This is a genomic window from Candidatus Poriferisocius sp. (genome assembly GCF_965204015.1).
Taxonomy (GTDB): domain Bacteria; phylum Actinomycetota; class Acidimicrobiia; order Acidimicrobiales; family Bin134; genus Poriferisocius.
Genome location: NZ_OZ241965.1, coordinates 2581612 through 2601033, shown reverse-complemented (window position 1 = coordinate 2601033; position 19422 = coordinate 2581612). Strand labels below are relative to the sequence as shown.

At 67.3% G+C, this 19422-nt stretch carries 15 protein-coding genes; 9 read left to right on the top strand and 6 right to left on the bottom strand.

The window, feature by feature from the left end; genetic code table 11:
* Positions 1-13: 13 nt before the first annotated feature.
* Entirely contained in the window at positions 14-1480 is a 1467-nt protein-coding gene (locus ACOGJC_RS11710; RefSeq protein ID WP_419845175.1) for an aldehyde dehydrogenase family protein, read from the bottom strand.
* 97 nt (positions 1481-1577) lie between these two features.
* On the opposite strand from ACOGJC_RS11710, the gene ACOGJC_RS11705 reads away from it, so the two are divergent.
* On the top strand, positions 1578-3140 hold the full coding sequence (locus tag ACOGJC_RS11705; RefSeq protein WP_419845174.1) for an acyl-CoA synthetase: 1563 nt from the start codon (positions 1578-1580) through the stop codon (positions 3138-3140).
* Here ACOGJC_RS11705 and ACOGJC_RS11700 read toward each other — a convergent pair.
* Positions 3137-3985, bottom strand: coding sequence for a TauD/TfdA dioxygenase family protein (locus ACOGJC_RS11700; protein WP_419845173.1), 849 nt, complete (start codon positions 3983-3985; stop codon positions 3137-3139). The genes ACOGJC_RS11705 and ACOGJC_RS11700 overlap by 4 nt on opposite strands.
* A gap of 65 nt (positions 3986-4050) precedes the next feature.
* On the opposite strand from ACOGJC_RS11700, the gene ACOGJC_RS11695 reads away from it, so the two are divergent.
* From ACOGJC_RS11695 to ACOGJC_RS11680, 4 genes are all read left to right on the top strand, one after another.
* Positions 4051-4926 carry an SDR family NAD(P)-dependent oxidoreductase gene (locus tag ACOGJC_RS11695; protein ID WP_419845172.1) on the top strand — a complete coding sequence of 292 codons (876 nt, stop codon included), beginning with the start codon at positions 4051-4053 and terminating at the stop codon, positions 4924-4926.
* 2 nt (positions 4927-4928) lie between these two features.
* Positions 4929-5681 (top strand): SDR family oxidoreductase, encoded by a 753-nt coding sequence (locus tag ACOGJC_RS11690; protein ID WP_419845171.1) that lies wholly within the window; start codon positions 4929-4931, stop codon positions 5679-5681.
* 15 nt (positions 5682-5696) lie between these two features.
* Positions 5697-7988, top strand: a complete 2292-nt coding sequence (locus tag ACOGJC_RS11685; RefSeq protein ID WP_419845170.1) for an arylsulfatase — start codon at positions 5697-5699, stop codon at positions 7986-7988.
* A 62-nt stretch (positions 7989-8050) separates the two neighbouring features.
* Positions 8051-8956 (top strand): SDR family NAD(P)-dependent oxidoreductase, encoded by a 906-nt coding sequence (locus ACOGJC_RS11680; protein WP_419845169.1) that lies wholly within the window; start codon positions 8051-8053, stop codon positions 8954-8956.
* Between the two features lie 7 nt (positions 8957-8963).
* On the opposite strand, the gene ACOGJC_RS11675 is transcribed toward ACOGJC_RS11680, so the two are convergent.
* Genes ACOGJC_RS11675 through ACOGJC_RS11660 form a run of 4 tightly spaced genes read right to left on the bottom strand, consistent with a single transcriptional unit; the run spans position 8964 to position 13701 of the window.
* Entirely contained in the window at positions 8964-10214 is a 1251-nt protein-coding gene (locus ACOGJC_RS11675; RefSeq protein ID WP_419845168.1) for a sulfite oxidase, read from the bottom strand.
* 4 nt (positions 10215-10218) lie between these two features.
* Positions 10219-11715 carry a hypothetical protein gene (locus tag ACOGJC_RS11670; RefSeq protein ID WP_419845167.1) on the bottom strand — a complete coding sequence of 499 codons (1497 nt, stop codon included), beginning with the start codon at positions 11713-11715 and terminating at the stop codon, positions 10219-10221.
* A 28-nt stretch (positions 11716-11743) separates the two neighbouring features.
* On the bottom strand, positions 11744-12808 hold the full coding sequence (locus ACOGJC_RS11665) for an amidohydrolase family protein (protein WP_419845166.1): 1065 nt from the start codon (positions 12806-12808) through the stop codon (positions 11744-11746).
* Between the two features lie 20 nt (positions 12809-12828).
* Positions 12829-13701 (bottom strand): MaoC/PaaZ C-terminal domain-containing protein, encoded by an 873-nt coding sequence (locus ACOGJC_RS11660; protein ID WP_419845165.1) that lies wholly within the window; start codon positions 13699-13701, stop codon positions 12829-12831.
* A gap of 65 nt (positions 13702-13766) precedes the next feature.
* Between ACOGJC_RS11660 and ACOGJC_RS11655 the strand changes: the two genes are divergently transcribed.
* From ACOGJC_RS11655 to ACOGJC_RS11640, 4 genes are read left to right on the top strand one after another with little or no spacing between them, the layout of a single operon-like run.
* A complete protein-coding gene (locus ACOGJC_RS11655; RefSeq protein ID WP_419845164.1) occupies positions 13767-14549 on the top strand; it encodes an enoyl-CoA hydratase/isomerase family protein in 783 nt (260 codons plus the stop codon).
* 14 nt (positions 14550-14563) lie between these two features.
* The gene (locus tag ACOGJC_RS11650) at positions 14564-15445 is read left to right on the top strand and encodes an SDR family oxidoreductase (RefSeq protein WP_419845163.1); all 882 of its coding nucleotides are present in this window, start codon (positions 14564-14566) and stop codon (positions 15443-15445) included.
* The gene (locus ACOGJC_RS11645; protein ID WP_419845162.1) at positions 15442-17184 is read left to right on the top strand and encodes a hydantoinase B/oxoprolinase family protein; all 1743 of its coding nucleotides are present in this window, start codon (positions 15442-15444) and stop codon (positions 17182-17184) included. Before ACOGJC_RS11650 ends, ACOGJC_RS11645 begins: the two co-directional genes overlap by 4 nt.
* Positions 17181-19247: a hydantoinase/oxoprolinase family protein gene (locus ACOGJC_RS11640; RefSeq protein ID WP_419845161.1), complete on the top strand. Its 2067-nt coding sequence runs from the start codon at positions 17181-17183 to the stop codon at positions 19245-19247. The genes ACOGJC_RS11645 and ACOGJC_RS11640 overlap by 4 nt, the downstream gene beginning before the upstream one ends.
* Positions 19248-19422: the final 175 nt, after the last annotated feature.

The window sequence follows — 19422 nt, the reverse complement described above, 5'->3', positions numbered from 1 at the left end:
CTGAGCTTGCCGCCTACGCGGCCGGTTCAGCCAGGGTCTTGATCTCGAGGAACTCCTCGAATCCGGCCACGCCCATCTCCCGGCCGATGCCCGATTGCTTGTAGCCCCCGAAGGGCGCGTCGGGGGCGTAGTACAGGCCGCCGTTCACGCTGATCGTGCCCGAGCGGATCTGTCGAGCCACAGCCCGGGCCCGCTCCGGGTCGGCGCTGTTCACCGCGCCCGACAGGCCGTAGATGGAGTTGTTGGCGATCCGAACGGCCTCGTCGTCGCCCCCCTCATAACCGATGATGGCCAGCACCGGTCCGAACACCTCCTCTTGGGCCACCAAATCGTCCTCGCCCACTCCGGCCAGCAAGGTGGGCTCGTAGTAGTAGCCCACCGGCAGGTGATCGGGCCGCTTGCCGCCGGTGACCAGCTTCGCCCCTTGGTCGATGGCGTCGGTCACCAGCTTGTGGACCTTGTCGCGCTGGTGGGAGTTGATGAGCGGTCCCATCATCATGGAGGGATCGGTGGGATCGCCGTAGGGGATGTTGGCCAGCGTGGCCGCCACTACTTCGGCGGCAGTGTCAGCCATGGCCGCGGGAACCAGCATTCGAGTGGTGATGGCGCACCCCTGCCCGGCGTGGGTGCAGATCATGAACGAGTTCATGGCGGCCGCGGCTTCCACGTCGGCGTCGTCCAGCACCACATAGGCGCTCTTGCCCCCCAGCTCCAGGAAGGTCTTCTTCACCGTGGCGCTGGCCGCGGCCATGATCTTTCGCCCGGTGGCGGTGGAGCCGGTGAAGGTCACCATGTCCACATCGGGGTGGGTGGTGAGCACCTCGCCCACCGAGTTCTCCGCCGAGGTCAAGATGTTGACCACGCCGGGGGGGATGTCGGTTTCGTTGGCGATCAGTTGGCCCAGTGCCAGCGCCGACCATGGGGTGTCGGGCGCCCCTTTCAACACCACCGTGTTGCCGGCGGCCAGCGCGGGGGCCAGCTTGGCCAGGTTGAGCTGGACGGGGAAGTTGTAGGCGGTGATGGCGGCCACCACGCCCACTGCCTCCCGCTCAATCCACCGCCGATGGTGACCGCCGTAGGCCTCCACCTCGCCAAGATCCTCGGTCCACTGGTATCCGTCCATCATGTCGGCCACCCACTTGACCGACCCCACCGGGGCCTCGAGCTGCGGACCGCCGTAGGTGAGCATCACCGGCGAGCCCACCTCGGCCACGGTCAGATCACGCATCTCTTCAAGATGGCCCTCCAGCGCGGCATGGAACTGCCGCAGGCACCGGGCCCGAAAGTCGTGGTCGGTGGCCCAGTCGGTGGTGTCGAATGCCCGGCGGGCGGCAGCCACTGCGGCCACCGCATCGGCATCGGTGGCGTTGGCGGCCACCCCGAGCACCTCCTCGGTTGCCGGGTTGAAAGTCTCGAAGACGCCGCCCCCATCGGCGGCCCTCAGCTCCCCGTCGATCAACAGCTGTTCTTCGTGCCACATGGCTGATTTCTCCCTGTTAGCCCAAGGCTGGCCTCACCCTATAGCCGGGATTCAGCCGAGAACCCCTCGGACAGCATGAGCAACTATCGTCCCGCCGATGGACTCGGAGATGCTCCATCCCCGTCGGTTCGCAGCCCAGGCGCCCGACCACCCAGCGGTGATCATGGGCCGGACCGGCAAGGTGATCACCTACCGAATGCTCGACGAGGAGGCCAACCGGCTGGCCCACCTTCTCCGTGATCGGGGCCTTGGGGCTGGCGACCATCTGGCCATTGTGTCGGAGACCACCTCGCAGTCGATGACGGTGATCTGGGCCGCGCAACTGGCCGGGCTTGTCTACACGCCGATCAACTACCACCTCACTGGGGGCGAGGTACAGGCTGTGCTGGACGATTGCGGGGCTGGCGCGGTGGTGGCGTCGAGTCGAACCGCTCCGGTGGTGGCCGATCTGGACTTGGCCAGGGTTCCGGTGCGCCTGACCACCGGGGACGACGCCCCAGACGGGTTCGAGTGCGTGGCCGAGGCCGCCTCCGATCTGCCCACCGCGCCCATCGCGGATGAGGGCGAGGGCCGAGAGATGGTGTACTCGGGAGGCACCACCGGCCGGCCCAAGGGCATCCGCAAGCCGACGGCCCAGACCGGCATCGGTGATCCGGCCAACCCCGCGGTGCAGACCGCGCTGGCCATGGGCAACTACGGCGTGGACCGCACCAGCGTGTACCTGTCGCCCGCTCCCCTGTACCACTCGGCCCCGCTGGTGTTCTGCATGTGCGTGCATCGGGTGGGGGGCACCGTGGTGCTCATGGAGCGGTTCGACCCGGTCGACTGCCTACGGCTCATCAGCGAGCACCGGGTGACCCATGCTCAGTTCGTGCCCACCATGTTCTCCCGCATGCTGAAGCTGCCCGCCGATGTCCGAGAGGCCGCCGATGTGTCCAGCCTCCAATTGGCCATCCACGCCGCCGCTCCCTGCCCAGTGGAGGTCAAGCAGCGGATGATCGAGTGGTGGGGGCCGAACCTGTTCGAGTACTACGCCGGCACAGAGGACATCGGCCACAGCGCCATCACCTCCGAGGAGTGGCTGGCCCACCCCGGCTCGGTGGGACGGCCGCTGCAGCCGGTACACATCGTGGGCCCCGACGGCAATGAGGTGCCCACTGGCGAGGTCGGGGTGGTGTACTTCGACGGGGGGCGGGACTTCCAGTACCACAACGACCCCGAGCGAACCGCGGCCGCGGCCCATCCCAACGGCTGGCGGACGCTGGGCGATATGGGCCGCCTCGACGAGGAGGGCTACCTGTACCTCACCGACCGGGTGGCCCATACCATTATCAGCGGCGGGGTGAACATCTACCCCCAAGAGATCGAGGACGCGCTCATCATGCACCCCGATGTGGCCGACGCAGCCGTGATCGGGGTGCCCAATGACGACCTGGGCGAGGAGGTGCGGGCGGTGGTCCAGCTGGTGGACCCAGGCCGGGCGGGCGCTGACACCGAGGCTGCTTTATTGACGTGGTGTGCCGACCGGCTGGCCGCCTTCAAGTGTCCCCGGGGAGTGGATTTCGACGAGTCGCTGCCCCGAGACCCCAACGGCAAGCTGATGAAGCGATACCTGCGCGACCGCCACTGGCCTAGCGACTCCGACTCGCGAATCGTCTAGCGGGGCTCGTCGCCCTCGAAGGTGATGCGGTGCATTACCCGGAGCTGGCCGTGGTAGTCGTTGATGGGGTTGTGCATGGCACAGCGGTTGTCCCACAGTGCCAATGAGCCCGGCGCCCAGCGGAATCGGCAGGTGAACTCCGACCGGGACTGGTGGGTAAACAGAAATCGCAACAGGGGCTGGCTCTCTTCTTCGGTCATGCCCTCGAACCGGGCGGTGTGGGCCACATTTACATAGAGCGCCGGCTGACCGGTCTCGGGGTGGGTGCGGACCACCGGGTGGACCGCCTCATAGCTCTCGGCTGAGGTGTGGCCGGCCTCGGTGGCGTCGGCAATGCGGTCTTCCCGGGTTTTGGACACATCGGCCATCGCAGAGCTGTTCACGGACCGCAGACCCCGCAGGAACTCCTTGAGCCCGTCGGACAGCGCATCGTACGCGGCGTACATGTTGGCGAACTCGGTGTCGCCGCCCGCGGCGGGCACCTCCCGGGCCAACAGCATCGACGCCATCGGCGGCCGTTCCAGGTAGGCGGTGTCGGTGTGCCAGATACCGCCGAAGTTGACGGTCTCGTGGGGCAGCTTCTTGACCTCGATGATCTCGGGGTGGTCGGGCAGGCCGGGCACAAACGGGTAGCGGCCGGGGGTGCCGATGCGGCGGGCGAACGCCGAGTACTGCTCGAGAGTCAGGTGCTGGTTGCGGAAGAACACCACCAAGTGGGCCAGCCATGCTTGGCGAATCTCGGCCACCACCTCGTCGGCCAGATTATCTCCGAGATCCACCCCGCCGATCTCCGCGCCGATGCAGCCGCCCACCGGCGTCACCGTCAGATGCTGATACTCGCCCATTCAGGATCCACTCCAGCCGAGAACTGGTCATTCGTTAGGGTAGCGACGCATGCCATGGAGCGCTGATGTCTGAGCCCTTCGATCTCGCGGGGAAAGTGGTACTGGTCACCGGGTCCAGCCGGGGCGTGGGCGCGGCCATTGCCGTGGCCGCCGCAGCCAAGGGGGCCAAGGTGGCGTGCGCCGCCCGATCCACCAAGGCGTCGCCCAAGCCGCTTCCCGGCACCATCGACGAGACCGTCGAGACGGTGATCGACGCCGGCGGGGAGGCCTTGGCCGTGCCCACCGACCTGACCTCGGCTGACGACATCGAGGCCATGGTGGCTGCCCCGGTGGAGGCGTGGGGCCGCCTCGACGTGGTGGTGAACAACGCCGCGGTCACATTCGTGGGCGAGGTGGACATTCCCCTCAAGCGCTACGACCTCATCATGGACATCAACCTGCGAGCTCCGCTGCTCACCGTTCGGGCCGCCCTGCCTCACCTGCGGGCCGCGGGTCGGGGACGCATCCTAAGCCTGTCGTCGCAGGCCGCGCTGCGCCCGGTTCCCGGCCTGATGTCGTACGGCATGTCGAAACTGGCCCTGGAGCGGATGACCACCGACATGGCCCGCCAGCTCTATCCCGACCGCATCGCGGTCAACTGCTTCCGCATTGACATCCCGGTGGCGTCAGAGGGCACGCTGGCCAACATGGGCGACATCGACCTAACCGACTGGGAGCCCACCTCGGTGCCCGCCGACGGCATCATCTGGATGCTGGAGCAGCCCGACGACTACTCCGGGCGGTGCGAGAGCATGTGGGACCTGCGCCACCGGGAGCAGATCATGCCCAGTCGGGCCGAGCAGGAGTACACCACCAAGCCGCCGCTCCAGTTCATCAACGGCCTCTACGACCTTGAGACTCAGGACGCCTTCGCCCGGGGCGCCGAGAAGGACGGGGGCTGAACGTGGACCTGTCGGGAAAGACCGCCCTGGTGACCGGAGCAGCCTCGGGAATCGGCGCCGCCTGCGCTCGGCGTTACGCGGAGGCCGGTGCCTGGGTGGTCTGCACCGACGTGGCCGACGACGCCGGGCAGCAGGTGGCTGATGAGATCGGCGGACAGTACCGCCACCTCGACGTGGCCGACTCGTCGGCTTGGGCCGCGCTGGCCGAGGAGTTGGCCGACAATCCCGGCCATCTGCATGTGGCCCACCTCAACGCGGGAGTCATGATGGGGCTAGGCAACATCGCCGAGATGAGCGACGAGGATTACTTCCGCATCATCGGGATCAACCAGCACGGGGTGGTGTTCGGCCTGCGGGCCGCGGTGCCGCTGTTGGAAGCGGCCGGTGGCGGCCACGTGCTGGTAACCGCGTCGATGGCCTCCTTCAGCCCCCTTCCGCTGGACTTGGGCTATTCCATGACGAAGCATGCGGTGGCCGCCCTCGTCCGCAGCGCCGCCCCTAATCTTGCCAAGCAGGGCATCAGCCTCAACGCCATCTGCCCGTCCACGGTGGACACCGGATTCCTCGGCGGCAACCGCGACCGCCTCGAAGCCGCCGGCATGGTCATCATGGACGCCGAGGAGGTGGCCGAGGCCGCCATAGCGATCCTCGATTCGAGCCTCACCGGCGAGTGTTTCGCGCTGCTCAAGGGTCGCCAGCCCGAGCCATTTCCCTTCGCCTCCATCCCCGGTAGTGACTACCGGTCACGGCGCTAGTCCCCGCAGCCCGCCATGACTGCCTCTTCGCTCTCATCACCCGGCATCGGGCTCACCGTGGCCGGGTCCACTCCTCGTCCTCCTGAGCTGACCCGAGCCCCCCAGGGGGCGCCCAACGTGCTGGTCATCCTGCTGGACGACACCGGCTTCGCCCAACTCGGCTGCTTCGGGGCCGACATCGCCACCCCCAACATCGACCGGCTGGCCGCCAACGGCCTGGCCTACAACCGCTTCCACGTGACCGCCCTGTGCTCGCCGACTCGGGCCGCCCTGCTGAGCGGGCGTAACCACCACGCGGTGGGCATGGGATTCCTGTCCGACATGACCATGGGGTTTCCCGGCTACACCGCCCGCATCCCCCCGTCGGCCGCCCTGCTGCCCCGAATCCTGCGGGACGCCGGCTGGGGCACCATGGCCATCGGCAAGTGGCACCTCGCTCCCCGAGGGGAGCGCAGCGCGGCCGGCCCGTTCACCCTGTGGCCCACCGGGGTGGGCTTCGAGCGGTACTACGGGGTGCTCCACGGCGGAGCCAACTGCTGGGCTCCCAACCTGGTGCGCGACCAGCACTACATCAAACCACCGGCCCACTATGACGACGGCTACCACCTCAGCGCCGATCTGGCCGACCAGGCCATCGCCCACATCACCGACCAGAAGCACGCCGCCCCCGACAAGCCGTTCTTCTGCTACTACGCCGAGGTGGCCACCCATGCCCCCCACCACGTGGCACCCGAATGGGTGGATCCCTACCAGGGGATGTTCGACGACGGGTGGGACCGGTGGCGGGAGCGAGCCTTCGACCGCCAACTGGCCTCGGGCATCGCCCCGGAGAACACCACGCTCACCGAACGGCCGTCGTGGGTGCAGCCCTGGGACGAACTCGACGCCGACGCCCGGCGCCTATTCGCCCGCATGCACGAGGTGTACGCCGGATTCGTTTCCCACACCGATGCCCAGATCGGCCGGGTGATCAACCATCTGGAGGCCATCGGCGAGCTGGACAACACCGTGGTCATGCTGTGCTCCGACAACGGGGCCAGCGCCGAGGGCGGCCACGTGGGATCGGTCAACGAGCACCGGTTCACCAAGGGCCTGCCCGAATCGGTGGCCGCCAATCTGGAGTGGCTCGACGATTTGGGCGGCCCCCGCACCTACAACCACTACGCCTGGGGTTGGGCCTGGGCCGGCAATACGCCGTTCCGGCTGTGGAAGCGCTACGCCTGGCTGGGCGGCACCTGCACGCCTCTGGTGGTGCACTGGCCCGCGGGCATCGCCGCCCGAGGCGAGGTGCGCTCCCAGTTCTGCCACGCCATCGACCTAGCCCCCACTGTGTTGGAGCTGTGCGGGGTGGATGCTCCCGATTCGGTGGACGGAGTGGCCCAGATGCCGATACACGGGGCCAGCCTGGCGGCCACGTTCGATGATGCCGACGCCCCCTCTCCCCGATCAGAGCAGTACTTCGAGGTCCAGGGGTCGCGGGCCATTTACCTCAACGGCTGGAAGGCCACCACCGACCATGTGGCCGAGGCCCACGGCGACGAGGTCGCCCTCATGGAGGGAAGCCGCTCGTTCACCGACGACACCTGGGCGCTGTTCTGCCTCGATGACGACTTCTCCGAGGCTCGTGACCTGGCCGCTGAGCACCCCGAGAAGCTGGCCGAGCTCGAATCGGCCTGGTGGGCCGCCGCTGAGCGCCACCACGTGCTGCCCCTCGACGACGGCTATGCCGGGCGGATGCCGGCCATCTACCCCCCGGCCTATCCGCCCCCCGCCCAAGCCCGTTACCGACCGGGCGCCGGCCGGGTGGCCGACGAGGTGATGCCAGTGTTGGTGCGGGGCTTCACCATCGAGGCCTCAGTGACGTTGGAGCCGGCCGGGGCCGAGGGCATCGTGTGGGCCATGGGCGACTGGACCAGCGGCCTGGCCCTCTACGGGCTGGACGGCGCCCTGGTGCTGGGGATGTGCCTTTCAGGGGACCAGTTCAAGCTGATCACCCCGCCGGTTCCGACCGATGCCACCAGCCTGGAATGCCGGTACCAGCCGACCTCTCCGGCCTCGAGCACCGTGGAGCTGCTGGTGGACGGTGAGGTGGCCGCCCGGCTGGACCTCGACCGCACGTTCCCCAATTCGTGGCAAAACGGGGGCACCGGGCTGATCATCGGCCACGACGCCGGCTTCCCGGTCAACGACGACTACCAGCCGCCGTTCCCGTGGACCGGCGTCATCTCCTATATCGACATCACCACGCCCAGCGCGGCGCCACCCGATCCGGGCCAAATAGCCCGGGAGTCCCTCAACGCCGACTGAGCGTTGGGCGGGTAGAGAAAAAACTGCTAAACCTCAGCGGGTCAGCCATCACAGGAGTCACCATGAGCAGCGAAACCCCAACTGAGCGTCTCGACGTCAACGGCATGGTGGCGGTGGTCACCGGCGGGGCCGGCGGCATCGGCAAGGGCATCGTGACCGCCCTGTTGGGACGGGGCGCCACGGTGGTGATCGCCGACATCGAGGCCGACACCACAGAGGCCACCGTGGCCGAGCTTTCCGGCTTAGGCCCGGTGTCGGGCTGGCCCACCGATGTGGCCGACGAAGGCTCGGTGGTCGCCCTGGCCGACCACGTGTACGGCGCCCACGGCCGGTGCAACCTGCTCTTCAACAACGCGGGGGTCACCTCCGGCGGGGGCGGCAAGCCGTGGGAGCAGGAGCCCAACGACTGGCGCTGGTGCTTCAGCGTGAACGTGTTCGGCGTGGCCATCTGCACCACCGAATTCGTGCCCCGCATGTTGGCCGGCGGGCTGCCCGGTCAGATCATCAACACCTCATCCGGCGACGGCGGGTTCGCCCCCGTGCCCACCGCGTCGGTGTACGCCGCCTCCAAGGCCGCGGTGAGCTGCTTCACCGAGACCGTGCACACCAACCTGATTCGGGAGGGAAGCGACCTGCGGGCCTCGGTGCTCTACCCGTCGGGCGGCATGCTCGACACCGGGTTGTTCACCGCCCAGCGCAACCGCCCCGCCCACTTCGCCCGGGTGGGCGACGCCACTGGGCGGCGCAGCATGACCTTCCAAGAGCTCAAGGACATCATGACCGAGGTCCGGGGCTACGAGCCCGAGGTGGCCGACCTGCTCGAGCACGGCAACTTCGTGGTGGACTGCGTGGAGGAACGTCGGTTCATCATCGGCCGCAACATCGAAGACACCGTCGCCCTCCTCCACCGCCGAGCCGAGGCCATTGGCCGCTACGAAATGCCCGACTACCACGACATGGGGCTGTAGATCTTCCCTAGGCGGTCACCCGCACTGGGTGGGGTAGGGGCTGGTTGAACAGGTAGCCCTTCTGATTGAACGGCACCCGGTCGGGCTGGGTGTTGCCTTCGATATCGGTGGCCCGGGTGGTGATGGTGTGCTCACCAGCGGTGGCCGACCAGTCGAATTCGAATTGGGCCCACGAATGCTGGGGCTGCGGGGTGAGTACCCGGGAGTCTTGCCAGCTGGTGCCGCCATCATCGCTCCACTGCACCCTGGTTATTCGCCCCTGGGGTGAATGCGCGAACCCGCGCAGGTGGTGATGGCCCTCGTCCAACCGGGCTGGCCAGGGCAGGGCCAGGGCGCTCTTGATGTTCTGCTCGGTCACGACCTGGCCCAGGGCCTCACCCTCGGGCGAATAGTCGTCGCCGATGAGCACGTACGACGTGGTGTTGTTGCGGGTCCACTGCGGATCGGACGACACTACGATCCGGCCCAGCCACTTGATCTGCGAGCTGCCCACCCAGCCGGGAACGATGGCCCGCAACGGGAATCCGTGGTCGCGGGGGAGCGGCTCGCCGTTCATTTCGTAGGCCAGGATTGTGTCGGGATCCAGAGCCTTCTCAAGAGGAAGCACGCGCCGGAAGCCACCTTCAGGAGAATCCTTGTCTAGCCCGATCAGCAGCACGCTGACGGCGTCATCGGCCAAGCCGGCCAGAGTCAGAACATCAGCCAGCGAGACTCCGAGCCACTCGCCGTTGCCGATCGCGCCCCTCCCCCATTGCGTGCCCTCGGCCGCTCGGCCTTGCAGACGGTCGAACATCACCCGGTGGTTCCCCGCGCATTCCAGGTAGGCGACCAGCGAGCGGCTGGGCAGCCGAAGGATGTCGTCGTAGCTGAGATCAAGGCGCTGGTTGACCGCGTCGCCCTCGATAACCAGCGACCAGTCGCCCACTGAGACCTTGACGCTGGAGGAGTTGTTGCGGACGAAAAACAGATCGTTGGGCGTGATCAGCCCTGGCATCAGCTCCAGGCGAGACTCGAGCGATGCGCCCCGCTGAATGAACGGCGACGGGTTCTTGAACAGCGCGGCCGGCTCATTCGGCGAGGTGAGACTTCCGGTAATCGGCACCGAAGAAGATCTGCCGCCCCCGCAGGCGGCAACCACCGCCGCGGCGCCACCGGCAACCAGAAGCGCCAGGAAATGCCGACGCGGCATCCCGTGACTGCTGGCCAACTCCCATAGGCGTTCGTCCTGCTCGCTCCACGTGCCGATTTGGTTCGACACGCCGCTAGCCCACGTCTATGGGGCCAGCCAGTTCGATGAACTCCCGGGCTTCAAAGTCGTACTCAACTAGGAACAACTCGTCGGCCGCGTCCACCTTGCTAGAACTGAGCGAGGCAAACTCGACTCCCGGAACCGAAATGTCGGGAACGTTGTCCAGCGCCGCCACCCAGGAATCGTTGGTGAGGTCGGGCCCGGCGGCCTCGGCGATCTGGACGAACATAGACAGGTCGCGGCAGGCATTGAGCATTCCGGCCCAGTGCTGGATGTCATCATCGCCCAGCTCTTCGGGGGGCAAGATCTCGATGCCCAAAGCGCCCTCAATTACGTCGATGCAATGCAGGATGCGGGGATCTTCCATCGGGGATGGGCCGCCTCGGGAGGTAAGCACCAAGGTGCCGGATTGGAGGCCATCAGGCTGCTCCCGCTGCCAATCGGCCAACCGATCGCCGTTTCCGATCAAATAGACGAATTCCGGAGCCGTGTCCCACAGATGGGAGTTGCGGTATTCGTCCTCGCCGGCAAGCAAAATCGACACGATTCCGTCGCTTCGGGCTCGCTCAATGTAGACGTCCATCTCGGCCTGGGTGGCGAATTGGTCGCCGGTGGTGGTCACCACCCCAACCACTGGCACCTCAGCCCCAGCCGCCCGCAAGTCCTCGGCGATGCCGTCCACCAACGACTGCTGTTCGGGATGGGCGCCGATGATCATGACCGGGCTCAACTCGTCGATCCGCCCGGTTTGCTCAAGTATCGACACCATTGCGGTGTTGCGCCGCTCCAGGCTCATCTGGGGGCTGACCCACAGCCCGCCAGCGGCCTCAGCCTGCTCCGGGGTGGGAAGACCACCCACCAGAATCGTGTCGTGCAACTCGGTAACGCAGGTGTTCACTTGCTCCGCGCCCGGGCCGGCGAACCCGTTGATCACCGCAAAGACCTGCACGTCTTCGGTCAGCTTGAGGCATGCCTCCTCTGCGGTCGTGGCGCCCACCGGCAAGAACAGCTCGGAAACCACCTCAAGGCGCCGCCCCAGGACACCGCCCTGCTCGTTGTACCAGTCCACCATGGCCAAGAACGGGGGCCCGAAGTTTTGGTAGGGCAAGTCAAGCCCGAAGTCGGCGTTCAGCTTCTCGAAGTCGATGGAAGAGTGGCCGATGAGGATGAACTCTGAGGTCACGCCTCGGAACGAGTCGGTCAAAACGATGGGTTCAGGAGTGGCCTCGGGTTCCTCCTCTGGAGCCGGGGCCTCAGTATCGGCTGGCTGTTGGGTGGGAGCCGGTGCTGCCTCTTCGGGCTCGCTCTCTGCCGGTGCCGGTTCTGTCTCACCGTCGCTGTCGGCCGGTTCGGGAGCCGGAGCGGCCGCAGTGGCCTGAGACGCCTCAACCTCGCCGCTCTCATCGTCGTCGTTGCCGCCCCCGCAGGCCCCGGCCACCAGTGCAACTGCCATCAGCAGTGCGATCCAGCGCAACATTGCGGTCGAAGCCCATTTCTTGCCCATGGTCATGGCTTGTCCTCGATTCTGTCGAACCCTCTCAGAGGCCAAAGCACCGCTTGGCGTTGAGGCCCAGGATCTTGTCCTTGCGGATTTCGCTGAGGTCGTCCCGGTCGGCCAGGGCTTTGACCACGCCGGGGAAGACCCCGTCGGGGTGAGGGTAGTCGGTGGCGAAAACTACGCAGTCGTCGCCGAGCGAGTCCATCACGCCGGAAACAGTCCGCTCTTCGGGGTCGCAGGAGATGAAGCACTGCCGTTGGAAATACTCGGTGGCGTTCAGCTCCAGTGAGGCTGAGGCATGGCCCCAGGAGTCCAAGTGCTCGTCGATGCGCTCGAGCCAGTGGTCCACCCAGCCGCAGCCCGACTCCAAGAACACCACCCGCAACTCGGGGTGGCGCTCCAACACCCCGCCGGCGATCAGCTCCAAACAGCCCATCTGCTGCTCATGGGGGTGGGAGCACACGTGGCGGAACATGAAGTTGTCGTAGCGGTCCAGCCCTGATTGAGGCACGTTCTGGGTGGTGCCCTCGTGCAGGGCGGCGGGGAGGCCCCGGTCGGCCAGCAGCGACCACAGACCGTCGTAGGCCGGATGGTCGAGGGTGCGACCGGCAATCACGTTGGGCCGAAGCATCACCGCTACGAATCCCAGTTCGTCGATGGCCCGGCGGGCCTCGGCCACCATAAGCGCCGGGTCCACTTGGGGTACCACCGCCACTCCCAGCAGTCGGGACGTGTCGGTGTCGCAGTAGGTGCGGAGCCAGTCGTTGTAGGCCCGGCACAGGGCGTTGTTCACCGCCGCGTCGGCGACGCCGCCGAACATGAGTCCGGTGGTGGGGAAAATCACTGAGATGTCCATGCCCTCGCTGTCCATGTCGGCCAGCCGGGCGTGGGGATCGACACCGCCCTTGGGGCGCTCTTTGTCGTAGGCCAGCGAGTCGAAGGGGATGTAGGGCGCCATCTCGCCCCCCACGAAGGTGCGGGGCCGGCCCTGGTTGTCGAGCACCCGCCGGGGGGCGAACGCCAGGAAATCCGGGTCGCAGAACTCCTCCCACAGCTCGGGCGGCTCGCTGATGTGGCCGTCGGCGTCGATTACCAATCTGCTCATTGTGTTTCCCCCTCTGCTGCTTAACGCAGCGTGGCCCGGCCTTTGTCGAAAACCGTGGTCCCCCGGTTTGAGACCACCCGGAACAGCACCTCGTTCTCTTCGGCAGGATCGCGCCAGATCTGGGTGGTGAGCACGTCACCGTTGTAGCCGGGGGAGGCGAAGCGCCCGCCTATCGAGCCCAGCGCTAGGGGGTCGCCCCCGCACACCGTCTCCACCAGGGCCCGGCAGGCGAAACCGTACGTGTTGAGCCCCATGAGGATGGGGCCGTCAAACCCGGCCGCCGCGGCCACCGTGGGGTCGTAGTGGATGAGGTTGGGGTCGTTGCCGCCGTGGCGGTAGAGCAGAGACTGCACCGGCAGGGTCTGCCAGTGCACCGCGGCGTCGGGGGGCGCGTCGCCGACATCCCAGGGTGGAGTTTTGGGGCCGGGGTCGCCGCCGAAACCCCCCTCGCCCATAACGAACAGCTTGGAACCGGTGGTGAACAGCGGCTCACCGGTGGCGGCATCCACCGACTCGCTTTCGGCGTGGACCACCGCGCCGGAGCCCTTGTCGTAGATGCCCACCACCGTTCCTGTGCTGACCACCGACCCGGTGGGGCTGATTTCCCCATGAATGGTCAGCTCCTGCTCGCCGTGTACCAGCTGGTGAACCTGGTAGTCGCCGTATCGGAACATGGGATTACCTTCGCCGCTGCTGGCCTTGTCCGACCGACCCCCCGAGCACACGAAACTGGGGTACACCTGCTGGGGGTGCCCGGCGGCCTGTTCCCCCACGAAGGCCAGATCGTCAAACCCCGCTCCCACGCTGAGCGCATACAGGGTGCAGTCCCGGGGCAGCCACCCCCGCTGATGCGGCTTGCCCCGCTCTCCCACCAAGTCCAGGTTCATCGCCATGCCGCCATTGTGACCCAAACCGGCCCCATTCTTCCCAAAGCAAGAGCGACGGTTACGGTGAGGGAATGGCCGACGATCGAGTACAGCTCACGGTGGACGGGCATATCGCCGTCATCACCAACAACAATCCCGCCAAGCACAACGCCTTCGACGACGACATGGACGTGGCGTTATTCGACATCTTGGGAGAGATCAAAGCCGACAAGTCCATCCGGGCCGTTGTGTGGCGCGGAGAGGGCAAGTCGTGGTCGTCGGGGCGCGACGTGTCGGCCATCGGCGGGGGGCAGATGGGCATTGCCCACCACGCCGGCATGGAGCGGGGCCACCGGGGAATCCAGCAGGTTTGGGACATCGACGCCCCCATCATCGTGGCCATGCAGGGGTGGGCAATCGGCGGTTCGTTCCAGCGAGCGCTGCTGTGCGACATCCGGGTGGCGGCCGAGGGGGCCCGCTTCTTGCTCCCCGAACTGACCCACGGTGTGATCCCCGACACCGGCGGAATGGGCCGCTTGTTCGAGATCTGCGGATCGGGCCTGGTCAGCGACATGGTGCTCACCAGCCGGGTGCTAAGCGCCGAGGAGGCCCTCACCCACGGCATCGTGACCCGCATTGTGGCGCCTGAGGAGTTGGACGACACCGTGATGGAGATGGCTGCCAAGATTGCCTCTCACTCGCCTTATTCGGTGCAGCTTGCCCGCCGGGTGATCCGCAACCTGGCCATGGAGGGGCTGCGCAGCTCCATGAACGACGAGTACGCCTTCCAGACGCTGATCAACCGCTCGGACGACTTCGCCGAGTTCCGAGCGGCCCGGGCCGAAGAGCGCGACCCTGAGTACAAGCGGTCCTGAAGAGGAGATGACAAATGGCTGAGATCACCGGACTGCCCGAGCCCGCCCCGGAGGGCGCCACCGCCCTGGTGCCGGGCACCTACGACGGCCAAACCGTGTTCGTCACTGGAGGAGGCACTGGGCTGGGCAAGGCCATCGCCACCGAGTTCGCCCGGCTGGGGGCCAACCTGGTCATCGCCAGCCGCAAGCCCGAGCACCTGGAAGCGGGCCAGGCGGCCATAGAGGAGATCGGTGCCGAGGTGCTGGTGGTGGGCTGCGACATCCGCCAGGCCGAGCAGATCGCCGAGGCATTCGACGCGGCCACCGACCGGTTCGGCTTGCCCGACGTGCTCATCAACAATGCGGCGGCCAACTTCCCGGTCCCGGCCGAGGACATGTCGCCCAACGCGTGGCGCACGGTGGTTGACATCACCCTCAACGGCACCTTCTTCTGTGCCCGGGAATTCGCCCGCCGTCATCTGGACGCGGGAACGCCGGGGGCGATCGTCAATATCGGGGCGTCTTACGCCTGGACTGGTGGCCCCGGCTTCGCCCACTCGGCTGCGGCCAAGGCCGGGGTCAAGTCGATGACCGAGAGCCTGGCCGTGGAGTGGGGTCCCTACGGCATCCAGGTGAACGGCCTGGTGCCGGGGCTGTTCCCCCATGAGGACATGACCGCCGACATCCGCTCCAGCCTCGACCGCACCCACGAGAAGGACCCCTGCCAGCCAGCCATGCGAGTGGGGCAACTGCGGGAGTTGGGCTGGGCCGCCACTTTCTTGGCCTCCCCCTTCGCACAGTTCATCAGCGGCCACACCATGGTGGTGGACGGGGCCAACTGGCAGCGCCGCTCCATGACCAACCCGGCGGTCGTCACCATCCGAGATCAGATGGGCAAGGGGCCGTTCGAGCTTTGACAACCGACGGCCGGCCTTCTGATCCCATCGCGCTGGAGGTAGTCAAGAACGCCTTGGGGGCCATCGCCGAGGAGATGGGGCTGACCACGGTGCGATCGGCCTACTCCTCGGTGGTCAAAGAGGGCGGGGACTCCACCGCGGCGATTTTCGACCATCGGGGCCAGTTCATCGCCCAGTCGATGGGTGCCCCGCTGATGCATCTGTCCAGCCTGCGGCCGTCTCTGCGCTCTCTTCTGGACGACTTTCCGCCTGAATCCATGGCCGAGGGCGACGTGTACGCCTCCAACGACCCCTACCGGGGTGGGATCCACTCCAACGACGTGATGGTGTTCCGTCCGGTGTTCATAAGCGACACCCTGGCGTTCTTCACCTGCGCCCTCTTGCATGTGGCCGATCTGGGGGGCATGGCCGCCGGCGGTCTGCCGGCCAACGCCACCGAGATGTTCCAGGAGGGCCTGGTGCTACCTCCTGTGCCGCTGGCATTGGCCGGGGAGCCCAACCAGCCGATGCTGGACGTGATCGCGGCCAACAGCCGCACGCCCGAAAAGGTGCTGGGCGACATCCGGGCCATGATCGCGGCCACCAACCTGGGGGCCGACCGGCTGGCCGACCTGGCCGATCGCTACGGCCTGGAGCGGCTGCACGAGATCACCGACGAGTTGTTGGACTACACCGAGCGCCGGACCCGAGCGGGTATCGAGGCGCTGGCCGACGGCACCTACACCGGCTCGTTCATTATCGACGACGACGGCGTGAACCCCGACGCCGACCACGAGGTGCATGTGGCCCTGACCGTTCGAGGATCGACCATAACCGCCGATTTCGAGGGCACTTCGCCCCAGGCCCCGGGGCCCATCAACGCCGCGGTGTCGCAGACCACCTCCGGGGTGCTGTTCGCCGTTCGCTGCATGCTGGCCCCCGACATCCCGGTGAACGACGGCGCCTTCCGCCCCATGGAGCTGCGGCTGCCGGCGGGCACCCTGGTCAACCCCAACCCGCCCGCTGCGCTCAACGCCCGCATGGCCACGGTCATGGCGGTGGTGGAGGCCATGTTGGGGGCGTTCTCCCAACTCGACCCGGCCCGAGCGGTGGCTGCCTCGTGCAACGTCCACGTCTACATCATGAACGGCACCGGAACCGACGGCCGTCCTTGGGCGTTCATGGACCCCCAGTTCGGCGGCTCCGGCGCCCGGTCCGACCGCGACGGCGTGGACGTGACCGGCCCGCTGGTGCTCGGTGCCGGGGGGGCGTTCCACACCGTGGAGGCCTACGAGCAGGAGCACCCGGTGCGCTTCGAGCGCTTCGAGCTGTGGACCGACTCGGGCGGACCGGGCCGGTGGCGGGGAGGCACCGGGGCGCGCCGTGACATACGCATCCTGAGCGACGGCCAGTTCACCGGTCGGGCCACCGATCGCTGCCGACGCCCGCCTCCTGGCATATACGGCGGCTCACCCGGCGCGGGCGGGGGCTGGGTAATCAACGAAGGCACTCCCGACGAAGAAACGCTGCCCGCCAAGGTCACTGCCTACCCGCTGCGAGCCGGCGACATGATCACCATGCTCACCTCGGCCGGCGGCGGCTTTGGAGACCCCTATGAACGCGACCCAGAGTTGGTAGGCGCCGACGTGCGAGACGGCCGAGTCTCGCCTGAAGCCGCCCGCCGGGATTATGGGGTGGTGGTCGACGTCGAGACCGGGGAGGTGGATCCGGCGGCCACCGCGGCACTGAGAAGCCGATGACCCTCGCCCTCGGCATCGACATCGGCGGAACGTTTACCGACGTGGTGCTGATCGACCGCTCAGATGGCGATATCTGCACCGCCAAAGTGCTCACCACCCCCGACGACCCTGCGGCCGGGGTGCTTCACGGGATCGCCGAGCTCTTGGCCGAGGCTGGGCATGATCCCCCCGAGGTAACTCAGGCGGTCCACGCCACCACTCTGGCCACCAACTTGATCTTGGAGCGCAAGGGGGGCCCGGTGGCCTACGTCACCACCGCCGGGTTCGGCGACATCTTGATCATCGGCAACGAGCGCAAGGGCGACGCCGAGAAGTACGACCTGTTCTACACCAAGCAGGCGCCCATCGTCCCCCGACGGCGCACCGTGGACGTGGTGGAGCGGACAGGACCTGACGGCTCGGTGGTGGTGCCGCTCGACGTCGACCAAGCCCGCACGGCGCTGGCCGATCTATTGGCCCGCGAGCCGGTGGATGCAGTCGCAGTGTGCTTCCTTCACTCATACGCCAACGGGGAGCACGAGCGCCGGGTGGCCGACATCATCGCCGAGCTGGACCCCGACCTCTACGTGGCGGTCTCCAGCGAGGTGTGGCCCGAGTACCGGGAGCTGCCCCGAGCCTGCACCACGGTTATGTCGGCCTACGTGGGCCCCACCGTTACCCGCTACATCGCCCGGCTGGACACCGAACTGGCCCACCAGGGCATCGGGGCCCGATTGCAGATCATGGGCTCTTCGGGCGGCATCATCTCGGCCGCCACCGTGGCCCGGAGGCCGGTGCAACTGGTGGAGTCAGGCCCGGCTGCCGGGGTGATGGCCGCCGCTCATGTGGGCCGACTCAGCGGCATCGACAACCTGATTTCCTTCGACATGGGGGGCACCACGGCCAAAGCAGGGCTGGTGCGGAACGGCCACGCCGCCATTGCTCACGAGTTCTATGTGGGGGGCACGGCGTCGTCGGGCGTGAAGCAGATCAACACCGGCTATCCCATCAAGATCCCGGTGATCGATCTGGCCGAGGTAGGCGCCGGCGGCGGATCGATCGCTTACCTCGACAGCGGCGGAGCGCTTCGAGTGGGACCGGACTCCGCCGGAGCCGAGCCGGGACCGGCCTGCTACGACCGGGGGGGCACCCAACCCACCGTGACCGACGCTGATCTGGTGCTGGGCTACCTCAATTCGGGTTTCTTCCTCGGGGGCCGCATGGCCATCCGAGCCGACCTGGCCCATGCCGCCCTGGCCGAACTGGCCGAGCCCATGGGGCTTACCCCGGAGGCGGCCGCCGCCGGGGTGTACGAGGTGGTCAACGCCACCATGGCCGCCGCGGTGCGGGTGGTGACCCTGGAGCGGGGCGTCGACCCCCGCGACTTCACTTTGCTGGCTTCCGGCGGTGCGGCCGGAGTCCATGTGGCCCGCTTGGCCGAGGAATTCGGAATCGCCGAAGTGGTTATCCCGGCCAACCCTGGGGTGGGCTCGGCGGTGGGCCTGTTGGCCTCCGACGTGGTCACCGACCACGTCCGCACCCAGGTGATCGACTCAGTCGGCGTTGACGCTGGCGTTGTCGAGGCCATCTACACCGAGCTGGAAGCGGTGGCCGTCGCCGAGATCGGGGCGGAGGGGTTCGCCGCCGACGAGGTCGTGCTCGAGCGCGAGATCGACGTCCGCTACCGCCACCAAGCCCACGAGTTGACCGTTCCACTGCATGGCTGTGACTTGGACGAGGCCGCCGCCGCGTTCAACGAGCTCTACGAAAAGCTCTACGGCATCCGCCAGGCCGACCCGGTGGAGTTCGTCAACTATCGGGTGCGAGTCACCGGCCCTGTCCCGAAGCCCGACTGGTCAACCGACCAAGTAGCCGCTCGACCGCCCGTACCCCTCTCCTACCGCCCCGCCTGGTTCGCCGGCGAAATGGCCGACACCCCCGTCTACCGCCGCCACACCCTCCTGCCCGGTCCCACCATCGCCGGCCCCGCCATCATCGAAGAGACCTCCTCCACCGTGATAATCCCCCAAGGCTGGACCGCCACCATCGACCGCTGGCTCAGCCTGGTACTCAGACCCCACTAGCGGCTCATCGCGCAGCCGCTGGAACCCACGCCACCGAGCTCTTGAACTTCCACCGCACACTGAGAGACGCGGGTTCCAGGTCGCCGTGCCGAAATAGCCCACTCAACCTATAGCCTCATTCCCACCGTCTAACGGCGGCTATCGCGGCATCCCGCCGCCCTCACTTCCCCCAACA